At 39.3% G+C, this 26,480-nt stretch carries 28 protein-coding genes; 5 read left to right on the top strand and 23 right to left on the bottom strand.

Annotated elements, in window-relative coordinates; all coding sequences use genetic code 11:
* Positions 1-16 precede the first annotated feature (16 nt).
* The 3 genes from I6E72_RS16830 to bioH form a co-directional block, all read right to left on the bottom strand.
* A complete protein-coding gene (locus tag I6E72_RS16830) occupies positions 17-871 on the bottom strand; it encodes a putative metalloprotease CJM1_0395 family protein (protein ID WP_197113272.1) in 855 nt (284 codons plus the stop codon).
* 4 nt (positions 872-875) lie between these two features.
* Positions 876-1,184, bottom strand: a complete 309-nt coding sequence (locus tag I6E72_RS16825; RefSeq protein ID WP_007584971.1) for a hypothetical protein — start codon at positions 1,182-1,184, stop codon at positions 876-878.
* A 90-nt stretch (positions 1,185-1,274) separates the two neighbouring features.
* The gene (bioH, locus tag I6E72_RS16820; protein ID WP_010554945.1) at positions 1,275-2,012 is read right to left on the bottom strand and encodes a pimeloyl-ACP methyl ester esterase BioH; all 738 of its coding nucleotides are present in this window, start codon (positions 2,010-2,012) and stop codon (positions 1,275-1,277) included.
* Between the two features lie 74 nt (positions 2,013-2,086).
* Between bioH and I6E72_RS16815 the strand changes: the two genes are divergently transcribed.
* Positions 2,087-2,764 carry a ComF family protein gene (locus I6E72_RS16815; protein WP_101216091.1) on the top strand — a complete coding sequence of 226 codons (678 nt, stop codon included), beginning with the start codon at positions 2,087-2,089 and terminating at the stop codon, positions 2,762-2,764.
* Positions 2,765-2,988: 224 nt separating this feature from the next.
* On the opposite strand, the gene I6E72_RS16810 is transcribed toward I6E72_RS16815, so the two are convergent.
* Complete coding sequence (locus tag I6E72_RS16810) at positions 2,989-5,538, bottom strand: M14 family zinc carboxypeptidase (RefSeq protein ID WP_197113270.1); 2,550 nt, start codon at positions 5,536-5,538, stop codon at positions 2,989-2,991.
* A 146-nt stretch (positions 5,539-5,684) separates the two neighbouring features.
* On the opposite strand from I6E72_RS16810, the gene nfuA reads away from it, so the two are divergent.
* Both nfuA and I6E72_RS16800 read left to right on the top strand, forming a co-directional pair.
* On the top strand, positions 5,685-6,260 hold the full coding sequence (gene nfuA, locus I6E72_RS16805) for a Fe-S biogenesis protein NfuA (protein WP_007584966.1): 576 nt from the start codon (positions 5,685-5,687) through the stop codon (positions 6,258-6,260).
* Positions 6,261-6,269: 9 nt separating this feature from the next.
* Entirely contained in the window at positions 6,270-6,539 is a 270-nt protein-coding gene (locus I6E72_RS16800) for a hypothetical protein (RefSeq protein WP_002959572.1), read from the top strand.
* A 14-nt stretch (positions 6,540-6,553) separates the two neighbouring features.
* On the opposite strand, the gene I6E72_RS16795 is transcribed toward I6E72_RS16800, so the two are convergent.
* The gene (locus I6E72_RS16795) at positions 6,554-7,825 is read right to left on the bottom strand and encodes an MATE family efflux transporter (protein ID WP_197113268.1); all 1,272 of its coding nucleotides are present in this window, start codon (positions 7,823-7,825) and stop codon (positions 6,554-6,556) included.
* Positions 7,826-7,867: 42 nt separating this feature from the next.
* Here I6E72_RS16795 and I6E72_RS16790 point away from each other — a divergent pair, with 42 nt between their 5' ends.
* Positions 7,868-8,905, top strand: a complete 1,038-nt coding sequence (locus tag I6E72_RS16790; protein ID WP_197113266.1) for a polysaccharide deacetylase family protein — start codon at positions 7,868-7,870, stop codon at positions 8,903-8,905.
* On the opposite strand, the gene I6E72_RS16785 is transcribed toward I6E72_RS16790, so the two are convergent.
* The 13 genes from I6E72_RS16785 to I6E72_RS16725 all read right to left on the bottom strand — a co-directional run bounded on the left by I6E72_RS16785 (position 8,895) and on the right by I6E72_RS16725 (position 20,975).
* Positions 8,895-9,926, bottom strand: coding sequence for a protein-glutamate methylesterase/protein-glutamine glutaminase (locus I6E72_RS16785; protein ID WP_007584963.1), 1,032 nt, complete (start codon positions 9,924-9,926; stop codon positions 8,895-8,897). The genes I6E72_RS16790 and I6E72_RS16785 overlap by 11 nt on opposite strands.
* Before the next feature lie 8 nt (positions 9,927-9,934).
* Positions 9,935-10,552, bottom strand: coding sequence for a chemoreceptor glutamine deamidase CheD (gene cheD, locus I6E72_RS16780; protein ID WP_007584962.1), 618 nt, complete (start codon positions 10,550-10,552; stop codon positions 9,935-9,937).
* Positions 10,536-11,366 carry a CheR family methyltransferase gene (locus I6E72_RS16775; RefSeq protein WP_024591684.1) on the bottom strand — a complete coding sequence of 277 codons (831 nt, stop codon included), beginning with the start codon at positions 11,364-11,366 and terminating at the stop codon, positions 10,536-10,538. Before I6E72_RS16775 ends, cheD begins: the two co-directional genes overlap by 17 nt.
* A 79-nt stretch (positions 11,367-11,445) precedes the next feature.
* Positions 11,446-13,752 (bottom strand): methyl-accepting chemotaxis protein, encoded by a 2,307-nt coding sequence (locus I6E72_RS16770; RefSeq protein WP_197113251.1) that lies wholly within the window; start codon positions 13,750-13,752, stop codon positions 11,446-11,448.
* A gap of 45 nt (positions 13,753-13,797) precedes the next feature.
* Positions 13,798-14,283 carry a chemotaxis protein CheW gene (locus I6E72_RS16765; RefSeq protein WP_007584959.1) on the bottom strand — a complete coding sequence of 162 codons (486 nt, stop codon included), beginning with the start codon at positions 14,281-14,283 and terminating at the stop codon, positions 13,798-13,800.
* On the bottom strand, positions 14,280-16,370 hold the full coding sequence (locus tag I6E72_RS16760; RefSeq protein ID WP_024594292.1) for a chemotaxis protein CheA: 2,091 nt from the start codon (positions 16,368-16,370) through the stop codon (positions 14,280-14,282). Before I6E72_RS16760 ends, I6E72_RS16765 begins: the two co-directional genes overlap by 4 nt.
* Before the next feature lie 10 nt (positions 16,371-16,380).
* A complete protein-coding gene (locus tag I6E72_RS16755) occupies positions 16,381-16,743 on the bottom strand; it encodes a response regulator (RefSeq protein ID WP_197113248.1) in 363 nt (120 codons plus the stop codon).
* A gap of 8 nt (positions 16,744-16,751) precedes the next feature.
* Positions 16,752-17,024, bottom strand: a complete 273-nt coding sequence (locus I6E72_RS16750) for an STAS domain-containing protein (protein ID WP_002959595.1) — start codon at positions 17,022-17,024, stop codon at positions 16,752-16,754.
* 152 nt (positions 17,025-17,176) lie between these two features.
* Positions 17,177-17,794, bottom strand: a complete 618-nt coding sequence (locus I6E72_RS16745; protein ID WP_007584954.1) for an SCO family protein — start codon at positions 17,792-17,794, stop codon at positions 17,177-17,179.
* The gene (cyoE, locus tag I6E72_RS16740; RefSeq protein ID WP_002959598.1) at positions 17,791-18,720 is read right to left on the bottom strand and encodes a heme o synthase; all 930 of its coding nucleotides are present in this window, start codon (positions 18,718-18,720) and stop codon (positions 17,791-17,793) included. Before cyoE ends, I6E72_RS16745 begins: the two co-directional genes overlap by 4 nt.
* A 12-nt stretch (positions 18,721-18,732) precedes the next feature.
* Positions 18,733-19,722: a COX15/CtaA family protein gene (locus I6E72_RS16735; RefSeq protein ID WP_007584952.1), complete on the bottom strand. Its 990-nt coding sequence runs from the start codon at positions 19,720-19,722 to the stop codon at positions 18,733-18,735.
* A gap of 28 nt (positions 19,723-19,750) precedes the next feature.
* Positions 19,751-20,245 carry a hypothetical protein gene (locus I6E72_RS16730; RefSeq protein ID WP_007584950.1) on the bottom strand — a complete coding sequence of 165 codons (495 nt, stop codon included), beginning with the start codon at positions 20,243-20,245 and terminating at the stop codon, positions 19,751-19,753.
* Positions 20,235-20,975 (bottom strand): SURF1 family protein, encoded by a 741-nt coding sequence (locus I6E72_RS16725; protein WP_197113245.1) that lies wholly within the window; start codon positions 20,973-20,975, stop codon positions 20,235-20,237. The genes I6E72_RS16730 and I6E72_RS16725 overlap by 11 nt, the downstream gene beginning before the upstream one ends.
* A 14-nt stretch (positions 20,976-20,989) precedes the next feature.
* Between I6E72_RS16725 and I6E72_RS19905 the strand changes: the two genes are divergently transcribed.
* On the top strand, positions 20,990-21,298 hold the full coding sequence (locus tag I6E72_RS19905; protein ID WP_076916441.1) for a DUF2909 family protein: 309 nt from the start codon (positions 20,990-20,992) through the stop codon (positions 21,296-21,298).
* Here I6E72_RS19905 and I6E72_RS16715 read toward each other — a convergent pair.
* From I6E72_RS16715 to lexA, 5 genes are all read right to left on the bottom strand, one after another.
* Entirely contained in the window at positions 21,201-22,076 is an 876-nt protein-coding gene (locus tag I6E72_RS16715; RefSeq protein ID WP_024594298.1) for a cytochrome c oxidase subunit 3, read from the bottom strand. The genes I6E72_RS19905 and I6E72_RS16715 overlap by 98 nt on opposite strands.
* Before the next feature lie 35 nt (positions 22,077-22,111).
* Positions 22,112-22,642, bottom strand: a complete 531-nt coding sequence (locus tag I6E72_RS16710) for a cytochrome c oxidase assembly protein (RefSeq protein ID WP_002959612.1) — start codon at positions 22,640-22,642, stop codon at positions 22,112-22,114.
* Positions 22,642-24,234 carry a cytochrome c oxidase subunit I gene (gene ctaD, locus I6E72_RS16705; RefSeq protein ID WP_007584944.1) on the bottom strand — a complete coding sequence of 531 codons (1,593 nt, stop codon included), beginning with the start codon at positions 24,232-24,234 and terminating at the stop codon, positions 22,642-22,644. The genes I6E72_RS16710 and ctaD overlap by 1 nt, the downstream gene beginning before the upstream one ends.
* The gene (gene coxB / locus I6E72_RS16700; RefSeq protein WP_024594300.1) at positions 24,234-25,376 is read right to left on the bottom strand and encodes a cytochrome c oxidase subunit II; all 1,143 of its coding nucleotides are present in this window, start codon (positions 25,374-25,376) and stop codon (positions 24,234-24,236) included. The genes ctaD and coxB overlap by 1 nt, the downstream gene beginning before the upstream one ends.
* A 483-nt stretch (positions 25,377-25,859) precedes the next feature.
* Positions 25,860-26,477: a transcriptional repressor LexA gene (gene lexA / locus I6E72_RS16695; protein WP_007584941.1), complete on the bottom strand. Its 618-nt coding sequence runs from the start codon at positions 26,475-26,477 to the stop codon at positions 25,860-25,862.
* Between the last annotated feature and the right edge of the window lie 3 nt (positions 26,478-26,480).

Here is a 26,480-nt window from a genome sequence, read left to right as displayed (position 1 = left end):
ACGTTTTACTAAATTATTAACTTAACGCTGAAAAACTACTTCGGCTCGCTGGCGATGTAGCCATTTGATAAAAGTTAGCAATACGCCCCGCCCGTGCCTCAACATCGGCATCACGTGTTTGCTCGTCACTTTTAGCTGTTTTTGTATCGCTGCTTTCATCGCTAGAGAATGACGCTTCAAGTTTACTTTTTGCGTCTTCGTCGTCTTCTTTTTCAGGTTGTGCAAGCTCAGCTTGAGCCGCTGCTAGCTTTTGCGTAGCATCTGCGGCAATAGAGCGATCAGCTCCCGAAGGCTCTGCAGGCGCTAATGCGGCAGCTCGTACCGTTTGCATTTTGTCTATAGTCGCTTGCGGGTCACCCGGAATTTCTGACACATCTATTTGTACTTCTCCGCCAACTGCGTAGTTAGTACCATCTGGGCCACGTTGATACTCATAGCTTGGCGAGCCAGCATGTTGCCCACCTACAGAAGCGTGCGCTTGCTCGTGTATTCGTACTTCAGTATCTCGTGCTTTTAGCTCTGTAATTTGTTGTTGTTCTTGTTCTAATTGCAGCTCTTCTTGCTCAGATTCTTTTTTCTCAATTGCTTCACTGTCTTCCTCAGAGCCCTCAGGGTTTTCTGAGTTTCCATCGCGCTGCTGAACTGACTTTTCGTCTGCTATTTTCCCCGTTGCGTTATACGTCGCACCATCGCTACTGCCTGGTAATTTTGCTTTTTCAGAATCACTTTGCGCTTTGGTTTCTGTATTGCTTGCGCTACTAGATGCGGGAGCAGGAATAACTTCGCGTAGTTGGTTGTCACGCCGTGCAGTTTCCGTATAAACATTTGCAGTGTTTATATTGATAGAAGGAAATGGCGTGACAATATTCATAATACTAAACTTTAATATCGATTAACGTGCCAAGTACATCATCGGCCGTTTGAATTGATTGCGTATTTGCCTTGGCATTAAACTCTTCAACTTTTAAGTTAACAAGTGCTTCATCAACACGAGCAGGCTGTGCTACAGGTGCAGTAATAGCTTCTTCAGGGCGTGCTGCTGTAAGCTGACGTTGCTGCGCTAATTGCGCGTCATCTTGCTGTTCTATACTGGCACGGTTAATCTCAGCACTGGCTTTTTCAATACCTTGGCTAGCTCGATTAAACCCTTCTACACCACTATTAAATACAGATCCGATTGGCATATTAAAACCTCCACCAAATAAACATTGTTTAATTATCGCTCAGGTTCTGCTCAAAATAAAGCTTTAAACAGCGCTATTCTTAGCTCTATTTTAAAGCATTGATTTAACGACAGATAAAAACTCACTTTTATGAGAAATAAATGGCGCGTGCGACGCTTTATCTAGCACCTCATATTCAAACTCAGTATTTAGTACTGACATTTCACTAATTGCTTTATAAGGCACTAAGGCATCAAGTCGGCCAAATACTCCTTTGATAGGTACTGGGCAATGAGCAAATAAATCACGTAAATCGTCGTTTTGTAAAATATCTAAACCAGCACTCAGGGCGTCGCTTTGTGGTGCGCTGTACTGATTTAGTAATTGTTTAAGCAGCTTTATATCATCACGCGCCGACTCGCTACCCATCGCTTGAATAGCTAAGAAGCGCTCTATTGTTTTTTCTCGATGATTAACTAACTGCTCTTTAAACTGCGCCAATACATTCGCTTTTATTCCGGGCCAATTATCTGCCTCCGCAAAAAAAGGAGTCGATGCAATTAAAATAACTTTTGATACTTTTTCAGGCCAATGCTTAGCAATATAAAGTGCAAATAATCCACCTAACGACCACCCCATTAAAATGGTCTTCGGCTTTAACTGCTTACTTAAAGTTTCTGCTGCATCATGCAAAGTATAAGGGCTTGGGCAAACATGGCTATTACCAAACCCAGGTAGGTCAAGGCTACGTACACTTCCTGAATATAAAAACTCAAGTTCTGGCTGTACTAACTGCCATACGCCCTGATTCATTCCCCAACCATGTAATAACACTAACTCATTTTGCATATTTGCCTAACCTTTACCAAACTTAGGCTCATCATAACGTTTAAAAAGGCGATTGCAATGCAAGGAGAGAGTCAGTGAAACAAGCCGTTTTAAATTGGTTATTTCCCTCTTATTGCGTGCAATGTCAAAATACGATTACGACCTCTTTAGGGCTTTGTGATTATTGCCTTGAAGATTTACCATTGTTTGATTTTAGTAAGCATAAGAATTTACTGCATCGACCCGATATTGTTGAGATGTTTCCTAATTGCGAGTTTGATAAATTATTTGCCTGTGCTTTTTATCAACCTCCCTTTGAACATTGGCTTAAAAGGCTAAAATTTAATAATCAAATTCATTATAAAAAGGCATTGCAGCAAGTTATACAAAAACAATTAACGCAGTTTTTTGAGCAAAGCCCTACTTTGCCAGATACCTTTATTATTTTACCTCTTCATAAAAGCCGATTCATTACTCGCGGGTTTAATCAGGTAAGCCAAGTTTGGCAACCATGTTTAGCTAATTACGCATCAGTGAGTAACGTACTTATTCGCGATAAAAAAACACAAGCCCAGTCGGAGCTATCTAAAGCAAAGCGTATTAAAAACTTAAAAAATGCCTTTATTTGTACAGAGGATATGGGCGGTAAAACAGTCGCTATTGTTGATGATGTGATGACGACAGGGGCAACATTAAACGCAGCTACTAGTGCACTAAAACAAGCAGGCGCTAAACAAGTGTGGGCTTTTACAACTTGCTTAACGCCTATTTAATTATTAAAAAGTATTATACCAATCCGCAATAATACTTAATCATTTTACGGGGCTAAACGTGTCGCTACCTGTGTTAAAAAATTCTCATTTACGACTGCATGGATGCAGAAGGTAGAGCAATGCAGGAGCAATTGCCGAGAACAACTAAATAGCGAATTTTTTGCCTAGCTATCAACACGTTTTTCCATCCTCAAAATAGATCACTTAATTTAAGCGAATTAGTATTATTCGCCATTTGCACGAAACGTATGGCCAAAAAATAAAGCGTTGCTTAGTAGTCGACTAGTCCCATACCAGTAGCCTCTAAATACAGGGTCATCGGTCATGCCTATTACTGTACCTCGTCCGTATGAGTGAGCAATTAAGCCTGCGCCGCCAGCAACTTGCTCAACATTAACGGCATCGGTAAAGCCTGCCAATAATGGATTTTTAGTGTAGGTAAGTATATTTACGAACGGAGCATTGGAAGCTTCTAGCAACCAAGTACTGTTTTTGAATACGGGCAATGTATTACGCTTAAGTGAAAATGTAAGCGGATGAGTTAAATCTACATTAGTATTAAAAATAGCACCTGCAATGCGTTGACGTCCTGCTAAATGATCTTTATCGCCATAACTTAAATCTGTCGTTTTAAATGCACTTGCTACATCTTGTCGTGATAGATAGCTTGCTTTGAGTAATTGCTGATCAGCTAAAAATTTAGCGCCGCCTTTGTGACCCCAAATAACGCCGCCTTTTCTTACCCAGCTTTTAATAGCAACTTTGTCGGCATCAGATAGGCTATTGTAATTGCCATGAGCAAGCACAATATGACTGTAGTCACTTAACTCGAGTGAACTAAAGCGGTTCATTTCAACAATTGTTGGTGCAACACCTACAAAGCGATCTAGGTAATACCACACTTCGCCGACTTCGTACTGGCTTGCGCCTTGCCCGCCAATAAGCAGTACTTTTGGAGCACTAACAACCGCCATTGATCGCGACCCTAAATCGGCTCCTTTACTTGTTAAACCTGATGTAATCGGTTTGATTGCAATACCAAACTCATTTTGTGCTTTATTTAGCAAGGTAATCCAATCTGTATTTGTTTGTAGTCCAGCCGGTATAATAATACTTCCAGGTTTAAAATTAATTTCTCCTGATGTTGATTTAGCCGTTAATGCTTTTAGCGCTACACGTGCTTTTATACCTTGCTGTAATAAGCTATTTAACATTTTAGGTGCTAAATAATCATCCCACGAAAAACCAAATGCGTAACCTTCGGTGAGTGAAGAAAATGATGGGGTTGCTACTTTTTCCCATGCTTTATCAGCAACCTTTAATCCCCAACTACTTTTAACTTTAGAAAATGGCAAATTAAACGCATGCGCTAATGTCCAGCCAGATACATCGTAAAAAGTATTATCAGCAAAGTTTTTTTGCTCACTAAAAATCGCTTTTACCAAACGATATTGTGGTTGTGCTAATGGTACAAAATAGCTATGTGTACTGAAATTCTTACCATCTGCTTTTAATGATTTAGTAAGTGGGTAAGCGTTAATTTGATGCTGCTTTAACAATTCTAAAAAGTGCTTAATACGGGTGTTGTCGCTTGCACCTTCAACAACATAACCTTCAAAGCTTTCATCGCTGGCTAAATCAGTAGCCTGATTATAAAATTTAGCTTGGTAATCCAATAACGCTTGGCGGTTATCAACTGCTGCCTTAAAGGTAGATAAACTCGTTAACAGTTGATTTTTAATAGTGAAAGGAAAGCTCAAAGGTCCATTTATAGTTTCTTGAATATGTCCGCGAGAACTTGCTTGTTCAAATAAAATGCCTATGCCGCCATTTACATCTGGGTAAGTTGAGCCTTTTCCATAGTAAAAATCGTCAAAGCTTTCTTCTGTAAAATAAAGTGCATTGTTTTCATCTAAGGTTTTTGCATGATAGTTAGCAATTGCCTTTGTTAAGGTAACATTTTCATCAGGTGTTATAGGGTGCTTACGACTTGGAATACCTGGTTGAAAAAAGTAACTGCTGTTTGGACCCATCTCATGAAAGTCAGTTAAAATATTTGGTTTCCACTGATGAAATTTGGCAATACGCGCACGCGATTCAGGATGCTGTAGTAATAACCAGTCACGATTTAAATCAAACCAGTAATGATTGGTACGACTACTTGGCCAGTTTTCAACATGTTCACGGGTTTTAGGGTCACTTGATAAGTTCATGCCTCGATTACTGTTGGCCCAATTAGCAAAACGCGCTAAGCCATCTGGGTTAAGTGAAGGATCGAGTAAAATAACCGTGTTATTTAATAGCTCATCTATTTCAGTACCTTGTGCAGCAGCTAAGTAATATGCCACCAGCAAAGATGAGTTACTACCTGATGACTCATTACCATGAACACTGTACCCCATCCATACAACGGCAGGGTCATCTTGTGCTTTACCACTGTTATTACTTAAGCGTGCTAAGTGAGCTTGGCGTGTCTGCTCTATGCTTGATAACTTATCAGCAGCAGTAATTGTTAGCATTACTAACGGACGTTGTTCATGCGTGCGGCCAATCACCTCAAAATTTATACGGTCGCTTTTATCAGCAAGTATTTCCATATAACGTACGAGCTGATCGTGTCTCACGTGCCACTCTCCTACTTCGTAACCGAGTACTTGCTCAGGAGTAGGAATTGAAGGGTCAAATTTTACATCTTGTTCAAAATAATACGAAAGTGGCTTAGCTACACTTGAAAAGCTAAGCAACACCACCATTAATGTTAATACCAAACGCATATAAATCACTCAAAAAATGTTCGTTGTTTGCACGCTACCATTGCTTAAAATAGATGCCAACTTTTTACGCTCAACACTAGCCGCAACACGATGAGCGGAGTATGATACGCAGTATCCGAGTAATTTAGTCAAGTATAGATGGTTTTATGATTTCTATTTCCGAAACAGCGCAAGCGCATTTTGCTAAACTATTAGCAGATCAATCACAACAAACCAATATTCGTGTGTTTGTTGTAAACCCTGGTTCATCACAAGCGGAATGTGGTGTGTCTTATTGTCCAGAAGACGCTGTAGAAGCGAGCGATATTCGCCTAAACTTTAACGGTTTTGATGCCGTTGTAGATGCAGAAAGTGCTCCATTTTTAGAAGAAGCTGAAATCGATTTTGTTACCGACAAAATGGGTACTCAGTTAACGCTAAAAGCACCAAATGCAAAGGCGCGTAAAATAGGTAACGATGCATCGTTAAACGAACGTGTACAGCACATGCTAGAAACCGAAGTAAATCCACAACTTGCTAACCACGGTGGTCAAGTAAGCCTTGTTGAAATTACAGCTGCAGGTATAGCTATACTTCAGTTTGGTGGTGGTTGTAACGGTTGTTCTATGATCGATGTAACGCTAAAAGAAGGCATTGAAAAAGAAATGATAGCTAAGTTTGAAGAAATCACCGGTGTTGCTGATATAACAGAGCACGAAGCGGGCGATCACTCTTACTATTAGGCCTTCTAAATGCTAAAGCAGCTTATTTATCGCTTAGGGAGCAACCCTAAGCTGAGCTTAAAGCGCTTTTTTCGCGGCTTAGCACTGTTTGTGCTAGCCGTGATATTCATATCTATTGGGTATTACACTCACTACAGCTTACAAATAATTGGCGTTATAATTTTACTCCCCGCATTATTTTTTGCCGGTTGGGGCTACTGCGGTATTTTTGCTAATCGTTTTTCACAAGTTTTAAAAGATATGGGCCCTAAACACCACGACCCCGATCTCTGGAAATAAACCATTTATTTAGTTTAATCTAATAGCTGATTATTTATTTTTAAGTGGTGATATTTAATTATTAATGTAACCCCGCGCATTAACATAAAACAGCTCATAGCCAGCCATAACCCGTTATTTTGCAAGTCTATAAACACCCAAAACACACCAAAAAAGCCAACTCCTGCTGAAAGTATCATACTGTTACGCATGTTCTTTGCTCGCGTAAGCCCTACAAAAACACCATCAAACAAAAAGCAACTCATGGCCAAAATAGGCAACACTATTAGCCATGGTAAATAGTGTGTTGCCTCTTGAATAACCTCTGGCACATTGGTTAAAAGCTTGATTATACCGCTGCCAAATAATGCAAAAAAAGCGCTATATAAGACGCCAAAAAGCATGCCCCAAAATACACTTATTTTAACCCAAAGCTCTATATTTTTAACGCTTCCTTGGCCTTTAGCTTGCCCTACTTTTGCCTCAGACGCGTAAGCAACGCCATCAAGAGCAAAACTCACCAACATTAGAAAGTTAAGTAAAACAGCATTAGCAGCTAATGTGGTTTCGCCTATACGCGCTGCGTAAAACGTCATAAAACTAAAGCATAATTGCAGTATTAAAGAGCGAATAAATATATCTCTATTCAAACTCAATAATTCAGCCATTTTGCTAATACTCAACCAATTCGGTACATTTAGATCAATGTCTTGTTTTTTAGCTAGTTTAACCACTAAAAACAGTGCAAATACTAAAGCCGTATAATCAGCAATAAGTGAAGCCCACGCAGCGCCTGCAACTGCCCAATCTAAATAAACAACAAAATAAATATCGAGTACTATATTAACGATATTAGTGACGAGTAATAAATAAAATGGACCTCGACCATAATGCACACCAAGCATCCACCCCAGTAACACTAAATTACATAATGCTGCTGGAGCACTAAAAATACGAATGCTAAAATACTGATACGCTTGGGTAAGTACGTCGCTATTGGCGGCGGAGAGGTAAGCTATAGCGTGCTTTATTAATGGGGATAACACAATTAATAGCACGGCCACTGCGCTTGCAAGCAATAGGCTTCGTTTAAGTAAAGCGGCAAGTTGGGTTAAATCGTTTTTTCCGTATGCTTGTGCCACGAGTCCCGTGGTGCTCATTCTTAAAAAACCAGCAAGCCAAAATAAAATAGATATAACTGCAGAGCCAAGGGCAATACCCGCTAGGTAATGAGCGCTTCCTAAGTGCCCAATTACAGCAGTATCAACAATTCCTAACAACGGCACTGTGATATTTGATAGTATCATCGGACCCGCTAACAACAGCAAGCTTTTATGGTGTGCCTTATTATGTATAAGAAATTGTTTCATTTAGTATTATTTATCCTCATTAGTGTATCTGTGCGGGCTCAAGCAGCCGTTATTTTACAGTATCATCATGTTAGTGAAACCCTACCCGCTGTAACAAGCGTTAGCGCCAATACATTCACTAAACATTTGAGCTATTTAAAAGAGCACAACTTTAACGTTATTCCTCTTAATGACTTAATAAACGCACTTCAGCAAGGTGAAACCTTACCTGATAAAACTGTCGCCATCACCTTTGATGATGGTTATAACAATAACTATGAACAAGCCGCGCCTATTTTAGAAAAGTTTGGCTACCCGTACACTATCTTTGTAAATCCTAAATTAATAGACGAGGGCATGAGCTACGTAATGGGGTGGGATAAGCTCAAAGAATTATCTAAAAAAGGGGCATTAATAGCCAATCATAGCGGACAACATGATTACTTACACCTTAAGCTTGAAAACGAAACCGATGCACAATGGCAATCACGTATTAAGCAAGATATTATTAGCTCTCAAAAGCGTATAAAAGAAGAAATAGGCCACGACTATAAATACTTAGCATACCCGTATGGTGAGTTTAATAACGAGCTGCAAGCACTTGTGACAGAGCTTGGTTTTGTGGGTATTGGTCAGCACTCCGGCGCTGTAAATAAAGACTCTAATTTTAGCCGCTTACCACGTTTTCCTGCATCAGGCTTTTACAGCAAACTAGAAACTCTTATTACTAAGCTTAACTCACGCGCGTTTAATATCACCAATTTAACTTATCAAGATAGCGTTACACAACAAAATCCACCCACGCTCACAATTGAATTTAAAATGGGTGACTTTCATAAAAGCCAATTTGCCTGTTACGTATCAAGCGTAGGCCAAGCAGATTTAAAATGGGTAAATAAAAATACAGTCGAAATAACCTCACCAAAGGTGCTTAATAAAGGACGCTCTCGTTTTAATTGTACGGCCCCTTCTATTTCTAGCCCTGATGATTATTTTTGGTTTTCGCAGCCTTGGGTAATTGAAGCGCCTAAACCTTAACTGCCTGATGTAATAGTCGCTGGGTTATTTTATCCAGCGCAACTATCTCGTCTGCTGCATTTAACTCAGCGGCAGCCTTAGGCATACCCCATACCACCGATGAGTACTCATCTTGAGCCAAGGTATACGCACCGTTTTGTTTTAGTGCAAGTAACCCTTTTGCGCCATCACTCCCCATCCCTGTTAGTATGGCTGCAACTACGTTTTTAGCTCCTGTCTCAACTAATGAGTTAAACAGCACATCTACCGCAGGTTTATGTCTGTTGACCGGCTCGCCATCATCAAGCTGGCAATACAAGCTAACACCTCGCTTTTTAATACTTAAATGAAAACCACCTGGTGCTATATAAGCCCAGCCAGTGCTAAGCTTATCGCCATGTTCAGCCTCTTTCACATTTATCGTGCATGTACGATTCATTCGCTCAGCAAATGAGGCGCTAAACACAGGAGGAATATGCTGAGTAATTACAATGGGCGGGCAATTTTGTGGCATTTTAATAAGTACTTCTTTGATAGCCTCAGTACCCCCCGTGGAAGCACCTATCGCAATTACTTTATTAAGTAAAAATTGAGAATGGGTATTAATAGGCTCATTTGTGACGACCGTTTTTTTATAGCTTCTTACTCTTGCTCCAGCAGCTATTCGCACCTTTTGTTGAACAAGTGATGCATATTGGCTCAATTGCTCTCTTACGTTATTAGTAGGCTTAGCTATAAAATCAACAGCCCCTAATTCGAGTGCCTCGAGTGTAATAGGAGAGCCTTTTTGGGTCAGTGTTGAAATCATCACTACTGGCATTGGTCTTAATCGCATTAAGTTTTTTAAAAAACTAATGCCATCCATTTTTGGCATTTCTACGTCGAGCGTTAATACATCAGGATTTAACTTTTTTATCATTTCGCGAGCTTCGTAGGGATCCTCAGCGCTCCCCACTACCGTAATATCTTTAGCTTGCTGTAATATTTCAGTGAGTAAACGCCTAATTAAGGGGGAGTCGTCAATTATTAATACTTTAATCATGCATACTCCTAAAACAGCTCTATATCAGTTACTACTTCTTGCTTTTTAAGGTTTTGTAAGTAACGGACTTCGCGTTTTTCAATCGTATTATTATGTAGGTTTTTAAGTTTTTTCATATGAACTTTACCGGTGTTCGGATGAAAAAATATTTTTCGTGGCCATGGTCCACCCATATCGTGGGCAACTAGGTTTAATGCCTCTTCTTTAATATACGCCGCTGCAAAACTAATATTACCCAGCCCTATATCAGTCATCGCACTAATAATTTTACCCCCACCAAAAAGTTTTACTTTTAGGTTACGGCGAGATGCACCATTTTTTAAAACTTCGTTTATAAGATACTCCATAGCCCAATTGCCATACCGACAACTTAAACTATGCGCATTCTTAAGTTCTACTCCCTTTTGAATTGGTAACATAAAGTGATTCATGCCCCCAATCCCTAGTACTTCATCGTAAACACAAGCCGCAATACACGAACCCAGAACTGTAGAGATCAGCTCATTATTTTTAGAAACATAAAACTCACCCGGAAGCACTTTAGCAACAACGCTACCTCGGCCCGAGTCCCAATATCGTTTAATATGTTCAAAGTTAGGTAATACCGGCCTAAACTCTGCGTGCATTTTGTCCCTTTTGGTACATAGTTTTCCCTAAATTTTTAAATTGCGTATGCTCTTTTCCCATACTTTCTGAGTGACCTAAAAACAAATAACCTTGTTCATTTAATATATTGGCGTAACGTTTAAAAAGCTGATCTTTTGTTTCTTTATCAAAGTAAATAACAACATTACGACATAAAATAAGATCAAATGATCCTTTCATTGGCCAATCTTGCAATAAGTTTAAACGCTTGAATGAAATAGACTCTTTTAGCCTATCTTTAACTTTATAGTTTTCACCGTCTTTACTTTTTAAAAACCAACGCTTAAGTTGCACGTCATCTAAGCCGTTAACATTCGCTGCGGTGTAAATACCCTTTTGTGCTTTTGCCAATACATTAGAATCTAAATCGGTTGCTAGTATTTTTACATCCCAATTGCTCGGAAATGCATTATTTAAAGTCATCGCCAAACTGTAGGGTTCTTCTCCTGTTGAGCAACCTGCAGACCAGATTCTTACTCGCTTACTATTTTTATTTGCCTTTAAGAGAGCAGGTACAAGCTCAGATTTTATAAATTCAAAGTGGTGTATTTCACGAAAAAAAGACGTTAAGTTAGTTGTTATTGCATTAATAAAGGCATCAAACTCCTGATCTTTATGGCTATTTAAATACTCTAAATAGGCTTTAAAGTCAGTTAGTTTTCGCTCTCTAATACGTCTTGCTAAGCGTGAATAAACCATCTCTCGCTTATGCTCACCTAATACAATTCCACATGCGCTATAAACTAAACTGGCAATTTCTTTAAAGTCGCGGTCGGTACACAAAAACTCTTTCATTATTCGCTCTCAATTTAGCCTGCCAAATAATACCTCGCTGTGATTATGTATTCAGCGAGGTGTATAAGAAGATTGGTTGTTAAAATTCTTCCCATTCATCAGCAGAGTCTACAAAGTTATCGCCTCTGGGTTTATTACTTACAAAACTGCTTTGCGACTTATGAGATAATTTAGGTGTGCGCATAGTCGGCGAAATCATCGCCATCTCTTGCTGACCTATTGAGAAAAAGTTGAGTAGTTGGCGCATCTCATTAGCTTGCTCAGCCATAGACTCGCCAGCGGCAGAGGCTTGCTCTACTAAGGCGGCATTTTGTTGCGTCATTTCGTCCATTTGCGAGATGGCGGTATTAACTTGTTCAATACCCGCACTTTGTTCTTCAGATGCCTCTGTAATATCAGAAATCATTTGCGTCACTCTTTGTACCGATACAACAATCTCTTTAAGTGTAGCGCCCGACTCATTAACTAATTGAGAGCCATCAGCTACTTTGCCTACACTATCTCTTATTAACTCTTTAATTTCTTTCGCTGCGCCTGCAGAGCGCTGTGCTAAATTACGCACCTCACCTGCGACAACCGCAAAGCCTCGACCTTGTTCACCAGCCCTTGCAGCCTCTACTGCAGCATTAAGCGCTAATAAGTTAGTTTGAAATGCTATTTCGTCAATGACACCAATAATATCTGCAATTTTCTTGCTCGACTCATTAATTGCCGACATGCTCGTAACTGCTCTATTTACAACCTCACCACCTTGAATCGCCTTTTCGCATGTTTCTTCTGCTAAATCGTTTGCCACTTTTGCGTTATCAGCATTTTGGCGAACGGTGCTAGTCATCTCTTCCATGCTCGACGCTGTTTCTTCAAGTGACGAGGCTTGCTCTTCTGTACGTTGGCTTAAATCAGCATTACCTTGAGAGATTTCCTCTGCACCACTGGCTACAAGCGTTGCCGATGAATTAATGCGATTAATCACTTCCGTTAACTTATCTGCCGTAGCATTAGCATCGCGTTTGAGTTTATCAAATGAGCCTTTATATTCTTTTTCAACTCGTTTTGATAAATCACCATTTGCCATCGCATCGAGCATACTGCCAGTGTCAGCAACTGCATCATCAACTATTTTAACTAAGCTATTTAGCCCTTGAGCCAAACGTAAAAAGAATCCTTCCTTGCCTTCTTCCGCGACTCTTGTATCTAATTCGCCATTACCTGCAGCGCTAATAAGTTCGGCTATTTCTTTTTCAAGCGCAACCTCATTGGTCCTATCTTCCCACTCAACAATGGTGCCTAAATGCTTTCCATCTTGGCTAATCCAAGGTGAAGCAATCAAGGTAAAAGTGACACCTGCTAAAAGTAATTCGGCTTTATGAGGCTTATCGAGATTTTTTAATAAATCGCGCTGATGATTAGGGTGCTTATGAAAATCATCAACACAGGTGCCAATTAAATTATCAACAGAAAAGCTTGGTAATACAGTTTGTAATTCTTTTTCGCGGACTTTTAGCATTTGCTGAACACGATCGTTCACAAATACTATATTAAGGTCTTCATCAGCAATCATTACGTTCGCTTGGCAAACTTTAAGCGCATTTGCTAAATCGGCTGCTTTGCGAGATGCTTTTTCAAGCTCTTTTTGTTCAGTAATATCAGATGCGTATTTAATCACTTTAAACGGCTTGCCGTTCATATCATAAATTGGGTTATAAGATGCTTGAATCCAAACCTCCTGACCCTGCTTCCCTATTCTTAAATATTCCCCTGAATCAAATTCACCGCGACCTAGTTTGGCCCAAAACTCTTTATATTCGATACTATTTGCATGTTCGGGTTCAATAAAAAGCCTATGGTGCTGACCTTTAATCTCGCTAAGTTGATAACCAAGTGCATTTAAAAAGTTATCATTGGCATCAATAATAGTGCCATCTAAATTAAACTCGATAACCGCTTGAGATTTACTTATAGCACTAATTTGCCCTGAGGCTTCTGCTGCTATTAACTTTTGCTCGGTCACGTCGGTGGCAAATTTAACTACTTTTAATACTTGCCCTTGCTCATCAACAATTGGGTTATAAGTTGCTTGGATCCATACCTCAGCTCCACCTTTTGCATTACGCTTAAACTCATCTGAGATAAACTCGCCATTACGCAGGCGTCGCCAAAAGTTCTTATAATCGTTGCCCTGAGCTTCATCTGGGTCAACAAACATAGAGTGATGCTGGCCTTGAACCTCTTCAAGACGATAGCCCATCGCGTTTAGAAAATTCATATTTGCAGTAATTATTTTTCCGTTAGGTTCAAACTCAATCACCGCTAATGATTTATTCAATGCGTCTACAATTAAATCATTACTTGATTTTGACTGCTTTGGATTACTAAACCATCCCATGCTCATCACCACCTTTAAGTTTATTATTCATTTAGTTTCTATTTGCTAAATATTCATTGTTTTTTGCAGGTCAATTAGCGCTACCATTTTTTCACCAACATTCACCAACCCAGCTACATATTCACAATTATTCGACTCAGATAAACTAGGAACCGCTTTCGCATCTTGCTCCGCAATACTGTAAACATCAGAAACGGCATCAACAGCAACACCTATAATTTTACTACCTAGTTCAAATTCTATTTTGACAACGATAACCACCGTTAATGGCCCATAGTCGACACTTGGTAATCCAAAGCGCAACCGTAAATCAATAATTGGCACTATTGTTCCACGTAAATTAATAACGCCTTTTACAAATTCAGGCGCATTGGGCAGTACTGTAATTTCTTCCCAACTGCGAATTTCTTGTACTGTTAAAATATCAACGCCGTATTCTTCATCAGCCATAATAAAAGTTAAAAACTGTTTTACACCTTGCTGTTGCTGAAGATTTAATTGATTACTTAACTGGCTTTGCTCTGAGCTCATAACGCCTCCAAAGTGGCTTGCGTTTCAATAGTTAGTTCTTGGCTACCTGGTTTTTTTAAACCTGAGAGCTTTATTAAGCCGCTAATGTCCACAATCAGCGATACACGCCCATCGCCTAAGATAGTGGCTCCCGATACGCCATCAACTTTATGATAGTTAGCCTCTAAACTTTTAATAACAACCTGTTGTTGAGACAGTAAATCATCAACTAATAAACCCACCTTTTGGTTATCTGTTTCTACAACAACAAGCAGCGTTTTATCGAGTGATTCAATGGCATTTTTATGATTAAAAATATCGTAGAGCCTTAAAATAGGAATGTATTCGTCCCGAAGTCTCAATACATCAAGGTTTTTACCCACTCGACTCACTTTAGCAATATCAATTTGCAGTGACTCCACAATAGAAATGAGCGGGATAATATAAGTATGCTGAGCCACCTTAACTAATTGCCCATCTAAAATAGCGAGAGTAAGTGGTAATCTAATAGTAAACGTAGAACCAACACCGGGCGCTGAGGTTACTTCCACTGAGCCATTTAATGATTGAATATTTCGCTTAACTACATCCATCCCAACTCCACGACCAGATAAGTCACTTACCTCATCTACTGTCGAAAAGCCGGGCATAAAAATAAGCTCATTTATTTCATCGTCACTGAGATGGTTATCAGCTGAGATTAATTCGTTAGTGATGGCTTTTTCTTTTATTTTTTTTGTATTTAACCCCTGCCCATCATCCATTATTTCAATAACAATGTTTCCACCCTGATGAAATGCATTTAAGGTTACTGTGCCAACGGGATCTTTACCTGCCGCCAGTCTTTGCTCAACAGTCTCTAATCCATGATCAAGTGAGTTCCTCACTAAATGCACCATAGGATCGGATATTTTTTCCATTACTGTTTTATCAAGCTCGGTTTGCTCTCCAATCAACTTTAGCTCAACCTGCTTATTTAGTTTTTGCGCTATATCTCGCACTAATCGAGGAAAACGACTAAATACAAAGTTTATTGGCAGCATACGAATGCGCATCACATTTTCTTGTAAATCACGCGTATTATGGGCAAGTTGCGCTAGACCTTCTTGTAGTAAAGTGATTGTGGCTGGTGTGATTTCTTGCTCGCTAAGCTGATTGAGCATCGCTTGTGTAATAACAAGTTCACCTACCATATTTATTAACGAATCAACTTTATCAATACCAACTCGAATGGAGGTAGACTCTGGTGTACTTGCAGGTTTTTTATCTTTATTAGCAGCGGGTTGCTTTGGCTTACTAGGTAGCTCAGCTACTTTTATTAAATCGGATGTTTCAAGCTCAACAGCTTTAGATATCTCACCTTGATTAGGTTGTATTTGCTCATCATTGCCAAATAAGCCTCCGCATAATTCAATTTTTATGTCGGCATCGTCTTCTACCCATTCAAATACTTCTTTTATGGCTTTTTCATCATGGCTAGTATCTAAAAAAAAGCGCCAATGTAAAAAGCATTCATCACTGCTCAAATCTGTAATTTCTGGAACTTCATCGTAAAATACTGTGGTTTCTAACTCACCTAGCTCTTCGAGCTCACTGATCATATACAGTGGCTCGTTTCCTGTTTTAAATAAATGATGATGGGGTTTAAAGTCTATTTGATAGGTGTTACTACTTGTTTGCTCGCCAAAGCTTTGAGGTTTATTTTCTTGTGTTTCGTTTTTCATTCCAAGTACATGTTCAAATTGTACTTTTAACAAATCTGCCTCGGTTAAATCTGGCTCTTGCTCACCTTGAAGTGCAGCAAGTAAAGCGCGCAAGCAATCCACAGCTTTGAGTAATAAATTGACATGCTCGGTACTAAGCTCTCGTTCACCTTGGCGAATTTGATCCAGTAGTGTTTCAAGTACATGAGTAAAGTCAGCAACGGAGCTAAAACCAAAAGTGCCACTGCCTCCTTTTATTGAGTGAGCAGCTCTAAAAATAGTGTTGATAGTTTCTAAATCTTCCTCACCTGGCACTAAGTTTAATAACTCAGCCTCCATGGTATCTAGGCCTTCAAAACTCTCTTCAAAGAAAACTTCAAAAAATTGACTTAAATCTATACTCACACTGCGCTCCTTAGCGAATAACTTTTTTAATTACCGCTAGTAGCTGATCGGGATTAAATGGTTTTACAATCCAACCTGTTGCACCAGCAGCTTTACCCTCTATCTTTTTTTCTAAGCCCGACTCTGTAGTAAGCATCAGTAGTGGTGTAAATTTATAACTAGGTAAAGTACGCAGCTCTCGTATTAATGTAATTCCATCCATTAGTGGCATGTTTACATCTGAGATCACGGCATCAAAGTCTTGTTGCTTGGCAATAGCGAGAGCTTCACTGCCATCCTTAGCTTCGGTTACATCAAACCCGGCCGTTTTTAATGTAAAGCTCACCATTTGACGCATCGATGCTGAATCATCAACCGCTAAAATTCTTTTCATATATACCCCTAACTTTTACTTTCGGTTGTTAAGTATTGGCTTAAGCCAAGTTTATTAATTGTATGCGTTAAGGCCTCGCTACTGCCTACCCATATTATTTTGTGCTGTATAGTAAGTAGGTGTTTTTGTAAGGCGCATAAAAGTTGAATTGAGGCAGTATCAGCAGAAATCACATCGTTAATATCAAGACAGATATCATCGTTGCTATTGAGTTCGTGTAGTAAGTCTTGATGTAGTGTTTCAACTTGCGTAATAGCAAGTTCGCTCGGAAGTTTTAGCATTTAGTAAGTGCATTCCCTGTCAATTCAATTCATAACAAAAGCTTAGCCCTAGTTATTAAAATTGCCATAAAATGCTTAATTAAATTTAACCTGTCGTTAAAATACAAAAAAAGGAGCCTAAAGCTCCTTTAAAATTGGTAAAAAGTAAAAAACTAGTTTTTATAGTAATCAGCTATTTTTTTAAACTCTTGCGTTAAAGTCGTCGCATTAATTAATGGCACACTACCTTGTTTAAATTCTGGTTTAAAAATAGCTCTAACGGCTCCATTTTGATCAACCATAGCGACCGAGGCACTATGATCAACAGCATATTCTGATTCACTACTATCGCTAATGGCGTAAATTAAACCAAGCTCTCGAACAACAGGAAAAAGGTGTTTATGCTCTCCCGACACAGCTAAAAAGTCTGGGTTAAAGTAATCTATATATTGCTTTCGTTTAGCTGGTGTATCGCGTTTTGGATCAACCGATAAAAACCAAACTTGTAGCGGATAATCTGCTTGTAAATTTTTATAAACAGCATTTAACTTAGCAAGTGTTAATGGACAAATATCTGGGCAGCTTGTGTAGCCTAAAAATACTAAATTCCACTGTCCTAAAAATTGTTGCTTAGTCACTAATTCGCCGCGCTGATCGTTTAGCGTAAAATCAGACAGTGGCTTTGCATTTTCGTAAACTAATGCATCTACATCTGGTGGACTATTTTCATTTGAACATGCTGATAAAAACGAAACTAAAATAACAATTAATCCAAGCCATAACTGCTTCATAAAGGGAGCCATTTATCTATAAATAAGATTACAAAGAGTACCATTAAATGAATAATCGAAAAACGAAATAAGTCCATTGCAGTCTCATCATTTCCAGCAATTTTTAAATTGACCGCCTTATATATAAACACGGCATTTAATACACATGCACCTATCAAATAGATTAATCCAGACATACCGATTAAATAAGGTAATACGCAAACAACAGCGAGTAAAACAGAGTAAGCAACGACGCACGTTTTACAAAAATCGATACCATGGGTTACTGGTAACATAGGGATTTTAGCGCGTTCATAATCACTTTTTCGTGCTATAGCCAGCGCCCAAAAGTGTGGTGGGGTCCAGGTAAATATTATCATTACGAGTAACCAAGGGGCTGCTGCCATTTGGTTTGTTTCTGACACCCAACCTAATAATGGAGGCATTGCGCCAGCCAACCCACCTATAACAATATTTTGCGGCGTTGCACGCTTTAAAAATGATGTATAAACAAATGCATAACCTACCAATGCAAATAACGTTAATATAGCGGTTAAGGTATTAGCCCACACCATCAGCATAATAAAACCAGCAACCCCAATAACAGCTGCAAAACTAAGCGCATGTGTTTTACTTAAACGCCCTTTAGCCACAGGGCGATGACGAGTCCGCGCCATTTTTGAGTCTATCTCGCTATCAACCACATGATTAATAACCGCTGCAGCAGCAGAAAGTAGCCCTATACCTAACAAGCTAATAAACTGTACGACCATACCGCGCCCTACATCGGGAGCCAGCGCTAAACCAACCCAAGCTGTTAGCACCAGCATAGCTACCACTTTAAATTTACTAATTGCTAAGTAGTCTTGCAGCAAACTATGTGTACGCGAAATTAGCGATTGAGTATTAACGGGTAGCAGTATTTTTTTATCAATTATAAGTGCCATCATATTTCCCCTTTATGTGCGTGATTTTAGGTAATAACACAACCTAACCATGCTTAATAACAGTATGGCTGCCATCAAGTTATGCGCCAGTGCAACTCCCAACGGAATATGCCAATGTACTAAAATAAGCCCTAAGCTAATTTGGCAAAGCAGAACAAGTAATACACTCACAACGCAATTTTTAATTTTTTTAGAGTACGCTTGGCTGTATATTTTCCACATAATTAACGCCAGAACAATGCAAGTAACGAGTGCCCAAATGCGATGTAATAAATGAATAGACATACGCGCTTGCTGCGATAACACACCAAACTCATAATTACTGTGCTCAAGTGGTAATTGAAATACGCTACTCAATGAAAACGGTTGTGCGTAATTACACAATGGCAAACCACTACAATGTGGAGCGGCGTAATTTGCAGCCAGCCAACCACCAAGTGCAATTTGGATAATTAATACACTGAGCGCTACTAAACTTAAACCGAAATAGCGTTTTGCGCCGCTATCGCCACCCATAATAGGTTTTGCGGTTAGCCGTAAATATAAAAGCGTTATAAGTGACAAAATACTAAAGCCACCTAATAAGTGGCCCATTACAATAAGCGGCTGAAGGTTCATGGTTACTGTCCACATACCAAGAGCAGCCTGAAACACCACTAGTAGAAGTAAAGCCAAAGGCAATTTAACTGGCGTAGTTGGATATTGGCGTTTTAAAAAAGCCAACACAAATAAACCTAAAATAAGTAAGCCTAAAGCACCTGCAAAGTAGCGATGAATCATTTCTTTCCACGCTTTTGCGGTTTCGAACATCATATCGGGGTAGCTTTGAGTTGCTAAGGCTATGTCAGCCTCATGCTTAGGTACCGTTAAAAAGCCATAACAACCAGGCCAATCGGGGCACCCTAAACCTGCATCACTTAAGCGGGTGTACGCACCTAAAGCAACTACAATTAAAGCGAGTAATCCTGTTATTAATACTAAGTTTTTATAATTTTTATACATCAGATACTCCAACTTAAGCTCAACTTAGTTAGCTAGAACGAGAATAGTTAAGTAATTTTTTTAGATCTTTTAATAACCCTTTTTGTACTAAACGGTTTTCTTGTGGCTCGACCTTAAAGGGATATTCAAGTACCACTAACCCCATATGATCAATTAAATACAAACTTGCAGGATTTAAACTCTGTTGCTCGGTAATAATTTTCCATGGTAGGTTTTTATTGTCGGGACTTCCCATTACAGCCATATCAACCTTGCCTTGGTTTTTACCAAGTGCCACATATAAATTATTAAGTGCATTGAGTTGTTCGCTGCATGGGGTGTTACATTCGTTTGAATAATTAAGTGCGATAGTCCATTGCTTGGGATTATTTTGCGGCCAATTTTTAAGTTTTATTTCTTGGCTTAAAAACTCGCCATTATTAGTAATTGCAGTAGGCAACCAATCAAACTTTAATGCGCCATATGCCAAAATTAATGGGATAGCGCAGCAGCCCACAAACAACACAAGGGGATTATTTTTCATTAAGTGTCCTTTTTTTGCTCGCAAAAATAGCCACAACAGCACATGCAACAGCAATTAAAAACCATTGCACAGCGTAGGCATTATGCTTTTGAGGGCTCATAACAACTGCCTCATAATGAGGTGTTGCAATCTCATCACCAGTACCTTGTCTGTAAGCCATAAAATTAATTAATGATTGCTGGCTTTGAGTGCTCAGCATATTCAAGTCGATAGATTGGATTCTTGTAGGTAAGTCGTTATTTGTAGTTTTATCTTCAAGCGTAAAGCTACTTAGGTTATTTTCTTTTATTTGCGCTTTAAGAATAAAAACACCTGTAGGCAGAGTAACCTTTGGCAGTGTATCTCTAGATATAGGCGCTTTTACCCATCCTAAATTAACTAAAATCACTTTTTCTTCGCTGGCTGGCTTTAGTAAAGCAAGTAGGTCGTACCCTACTTGTCCGTTATAAACTTGATTATCTAAAAGCCAATATTGGTTTTGTACAAACCGCCCTTTTAACTCAACCAATACACCTGTTTTGTTCCAGCTATCAGGCAGGTTAAGTAATTGAGACCAGCTCACCACACCCCGATTCTGTTGCTTAGCAATAGCGGTTAGTTGCTGCTGTTTTTGCTCACCCCGCTCCAACTGCCAAAATCCTAGTCGCACACACACAAGTACAACAACCACAACCATACAAAGTGTGATTAGTGAACTAAGCTTTTGTTTGTGCCATAAAACTAACTGCATAAAGGGTCAACTCAGTGATTATTAAAATTATTATCGTACTGTTGTTAATATTTATACTTTTTAACTTATTTAGAGCATTGTTTATTATGGTGTCAGGGAAAACTGGGGGACGACCTATGTCTCACTTTTTAGGTCGTCGCGTATTGTTTTCGGTCGTTGTTTTAGTTGTTGTTATTGCAGCGCTTAAACTTGGTTTTATTAAAGCAAATAATTCGCCAATAAACGCTACAGCACATATACAAATACAAACAAACACAGCCACACCACATCAACAAAGTGCCAATACCAAGCAGCTGCTTGAAAAGCAAAATGCTTATCTTTAGTAAAGTGCCCTTTTAATATCCGTAAAAATATTACAAATAAAAGTACGGTTCCTAACGTTACATGCATGCCATGAAAACCAGTCAATAAAAAGAACGTATTACCGTAAATGCCCGCATCTAGCGTTAGGTTAAGGTCATTATATGCATGCATGTACTCCTCAACTTGCAGCCCTAAAAAGCAAACGCCCAATAAAATAGTAGCGCCTAAAAAAACTTTAAGTGGAGTGCGTTTATTGTTTTCCATCGCTACGTGGGCAAAATGTAAAGTCACTGAGGAAGTAAGCAGTATTAAGGTATTTATAAGCGGTAAGCCTTGCCAGCCCATAGCTTGAGTAGTTTCGCCAGCAGGTGTTGAAACTAGCGGCCAAACAGCTTCGAAAGTTGGCCATAAAACCTCGTTAGTCATTGCATTATTGCCTGCGCCTCCAAGCCAAGGTACCGACAATACGCGTGCATAAAAAAGCGCACCAAAAAAGGCCATAAAAAACATAACTTCAGAAAAAATAAACCAGCTCATACCTTGTCTAAAAGAGCGATCCATTTGTGCTGAGTACAAACCTTGGTCCGATTCATTAATTACATTTTTAAACCAGCTAAACAACATATACACAAGTACAGCAATACCGGCATAAAGCAGATAAACCCCGCTACCACCTTCTTTACCTACACTCATAACAGTCAAGCCTGCCCCTACTGCAATAAAAAACAATGCAACAGCACCTACAATAGGCCATGGGCTTTGCTCAGGTACGTAATAATGCTCATATTCTTGATTCATTTTATTTACTCCTAGTTTCACACTAGTTTAAAAAGCTAGTTGTTACTTGCCACCAGCTGTTCACTAATATCAAATACGGTATAAGATAAAGTTAATTCTTCAATATCGCTCGGCAATGCGGTATCAACATAAAAAAGTAATTTAAATTCAAGTTCTTCCCCTGCTTTTAGAGGTTGCTGATCAAAGCAAAAACAGGCTATTTTGTGTAAATACTTTGCCGCTTTACCTGGTGAGACTGATGGTACAGCCTGCATTACTTTATCTAGGTTGCTGTTATTTTTAGCACTAAACATTACTTCACGCATTGCACCGGGTTTTACCACTACACTGTATTCTTTTGATTTAACTTCAAACGGTGCACCACTTTGTGCGTGAGTAGTAAAGCTAACGCCGACTTCTCGGTTTTGTACTATTTGTGTACTTTGCTCTGCCTGCTCAAGCGAAGGTTTTCCATTAAGCCCTGTTACATCACAAAACACGTCATACAAAGGTACTAAAGCAAAGGCAAAGGCAAACATGCCTATGCAAATAAGTACCAAACGTTTGAGTAGCGGTGCGTGTGTCATTACTTAATTACCGGCGGCGTAGAAAAAGTATGATATGGCGCTGGAGAGTCAACTTCCCACTCAAGCCCTTCTGCCCCTTCCCATACTTTTGCAGGCACTTTATCACCGCCACGCGCGCATTTAATTACCACAGCTACAAACAACAATTGCGATAAACCAAAGGCAAATCCACCAATACTTATGATTGCGTTAAAGTCGGCAAATTGAAGTGCATAATCGGGAATTCGACGCGGCATACCGGCAAGCCCTACAAAATGCATAGGAAAAAACAATACGTTCACACTCACCAGCGATAGCCAAAAATGCCATTTAGCTAGCGTGATATTAAACATATTGCCCGTCCACTTGGGCAGCCAGTAATAGGCCCCCGCCATTATCGAAAATACAGCCCCTGTTACTAATACATAATGAAAATGCGCCACTACAAAATAAGTATCGTGGTACTGAAAGTCAGCAGGTGTAATTGCCAGCATCAACCCCGAAAAGCCACCTAAGGTAAACAGCACAATAAACGCAATACTAAAAAGCATTGGCACTTCAAAAGTTATTGAGCCTTTCCACATTGTGGCAACCCAATTAAATACTTTTACTCCTGTAGGTACCGATATAAGCATGGTCGCGTACATAAAAAACAACTCGCCAGCGACCGGCATCCCAGTGGTAAACATATGATGAGCCCATACAATAAAGCTCAATAGTGCTATGGAGGATGTGGCGTATACCATTGAGGCATAGCCAAAAAGTTTTTTACGAGAAAAGGTAGGTACTATTGTAGATATAATGCCAAAGGCAGGAAGAATCATTATGTATACTTCGGGATGACCAAAAAACCAAAAAATGTGTTGGAACATCACCGGGTCGCCACCGCCTGCGGCATCAAAAAAGCTGGTCGCAAAATACTTATCGGTAAGTACCATAGTGACAGCCCCTGCAAGCACTGGCATTACCGCTATTAATAAAAAGGCAGTAATTAACCACGTCCATACAAATAAGGGCAACTTCATCCATGTCATGCCGGGAGCACGTAAGTTCACTATAGTTACAATCACATTGATTGCGCCCATTATTGAGCTAATCCCCATAATATGTACGGCAAATACAAACAATGCAGTATTGTCATTACTGTATGTTGTAGACAGTGGTGCATAAAAAGTCCAACCAAATGCAGGACCCCCACCAGGCATAAATAACGATGCCAATAGGATTAAAAACGCAAACGGTAAAATCCAAAAGCTCCAGTTATTCATTCTTGGCAATGCCATATCTGGCGCGCCAATCATGAGTGGTATCATCCAGTTAGCAAGGCCTGTAAAGGCCGGCATAACCGCACCAAACACCATAATTAAACCATGCACTGTGGTCATTTGATTAAAAAAGTGAGGATCGACCAACTGTAAACCTGGTTGAAATAATTCAGCTCTGATCACCATGGCCATTCCACCACCAATTAAGAACATGGTCAGCGAAAAAATTAAATATAAACTACCTATATCTTTATGATTAGTTGTGTAAAGCCAGCGTTTAAAACCTTTAGCTGGGTGATGAGCATGATGAGCTTCATTGGCGTTAGGTTGTTCTACTATGCTACTCATTAGTTCGCCTCCACTTTGGCATCAAGTGCTGCCTGTATTTGACTCGGTTGAATAACATCACCCGTATCATTACCCCACGCATTACGTTTATAAGTAATAACCGCTGCTAATTGCTTTATAGATAACTGTTTGGCAAATGCTTGCATTGCCGTACCGGGTCGCCCATGGATAACTACATCAATGTGATCTTTTATATCGCCAAGCACTATAGGGCTGCCTTTAAGTGCAGGAAATACACCCGGTAACCCCATGCCAGTAGGCTGATGACATGCAGCACAATTGGCCATATATACTTGTTCGCCTAAAGTCATTAATTCTTCTTTTGGGAGGGTTTTATCAAGTAATGCGGCATCTGCTAATGCTGCTTTTTGTTTAGCTTGCTTTGCATCTGCAAGCCACGTTTTAAAATCAGCCTCAGATTTAGCGACCACCACAACGGGCATAAAGCCATGATCTTTACCACACAACTCAGCACATTGGCCTCGGTAAGTACCTTCTTCGTTTATGTTCGTCCATGTTTCGTTTATAAAGCCGGGATTCGCATCTTTTTTAACTGCAAAATCAGGTACCCACCAAGAGTGAATAACATCGTCAGAAGTCATTAAAAATCGTACTTTTTGATTTATTGGCAGTACGAGAGGTTTATCAACCTCAAGTAAGTAGTTAGGATTTTTATCTGCAAGATTCGCTATTTCATCTTGCGGGGTAGATAAAATAGAGTAGAACTCTACATCTTCACCCATATATTCATAATGCCATTTCCATTGCGAGCCTGTAATTTTAATAGTGAGATCAGCTTTGCTGGCATCTTCCATTGCAATTAGAGTTTTAGTGGCTGGTACTGCCATAGCAATTAAAATAACAAACGGGATTGCAGTCCAAAGTATTTCTACTTTAGTGCTTTCGTGAAATTGGGCAGGTACAGCCCCTTTAGATTTACGGTGATGAATAAGTGCCCAAAACATAATTGCGAACACTATCACCCCAATCACACAACATATTATAAATATGGTCATGTGCAGCTGATATACATTATTGCTTATATCGGTTACGCCTTTGCGCATATTGTATTGGCTGTTAGCCAAAACTGGGTGCGAAAAAACACATAATATAAGCCACAAGGTAGAGGTCAGTTTACCCATGTGACGGCTCCTTTGATGCTATTGCGAATGCAAAGCGAAGAGGCATACGGCTTAAACGCCAATTCGTTATTTTTATTTTTTTAGTCAATCTCATTTAATATTGATTGGTTTTGCTGCGCCAACAACGTGTTTGTGTATATTGTGTGTTCTCAAAACTAAAAAGCTGTGAGTTATTATTAGCTCAGCACATTAATAATTAGCTAAAAAATGAACAACAAGCAAGTTTTAGTATAAAAAACAATCAGGTGATATTGAGTAATTAATAAAAAATCAGTAACCAACTAGGTAACAGGAAGTTCAAAAGATGAGCAAAACAAAGGGGTTTAACGCATTCGAAGGGGGAAAATATAAGTGCAAAAAAGTTTACAGCTTAAATTGTCAGTGAGCTATTTATGCCCTATTTTTAGTGCGAATTTAAAACAGAAAATGCGTACTAATTAGTACGCATTTATAAAACTGCTTGTTTAAAAGCTATTTTTAAAGTCACATCCAATCAGCGTTTCTTATAACACCAACGGCTAAGCCTTCAATATTAAAAGACTCATTCTCAAGATCTACTTCAATAGATTCAAAATCGTCGTTTTCAGCATGAAGTAATACTTTACGACCCGCTTTCTCAAGACGTTTTACAGTTACGTCTTCGTCTAGGCGGGCAACAACAACTTGCCCGTTTTCAGCGGTTTGAGTACGATGTACAGCAAGTAAATCACCATCCATAATACCAATATCTTTCATGCTCATACCGTTAACGCGTAGTAAAAAATCTGCAGCCGGTTTAAACATTAATGGATCTATTTTGCAGTGACTTTCAACGTGCTCTTGCGCCAAAATAGGTGAACCAGCAGCAACACGCCCTATAAGCGGTAAACCTAATTGTTCTGGCTCTTCTTCTTCAATTAACTGAATACCACGGCTTGCACCTGGTTTCATTTTAATTGCGCCTTTTTTAGCAAGTGCTTTTAAATGTTCTTCAGCAGCATTGGCACTTTTAAAACCTAATGTTTGCGCTATTTCAGCACGTGTAGGAGGCATACCAGTGTCTTTAATAAAAACTTTAATTAGTTCGAGTATTTGAGCTTGGCGGTTCGTTAATGGTCGCATACA

Origin of the sequence: Pseudoalteromonas sp. NSLLW24 (genome assembly GCF_015864725.1) — a bacterium.
GTDB classification, from domain to species: domain Bacteria; phylum Pseudomonadota; class Gammaproteobacteria; order Enterobacterales; family Alteromonadaceae; genus Pseudoalteromonas; species Pseudoalteromonas arctica.
This window is presented reverse-complemented; position numbering and strand designations above follow the sequence as displayed.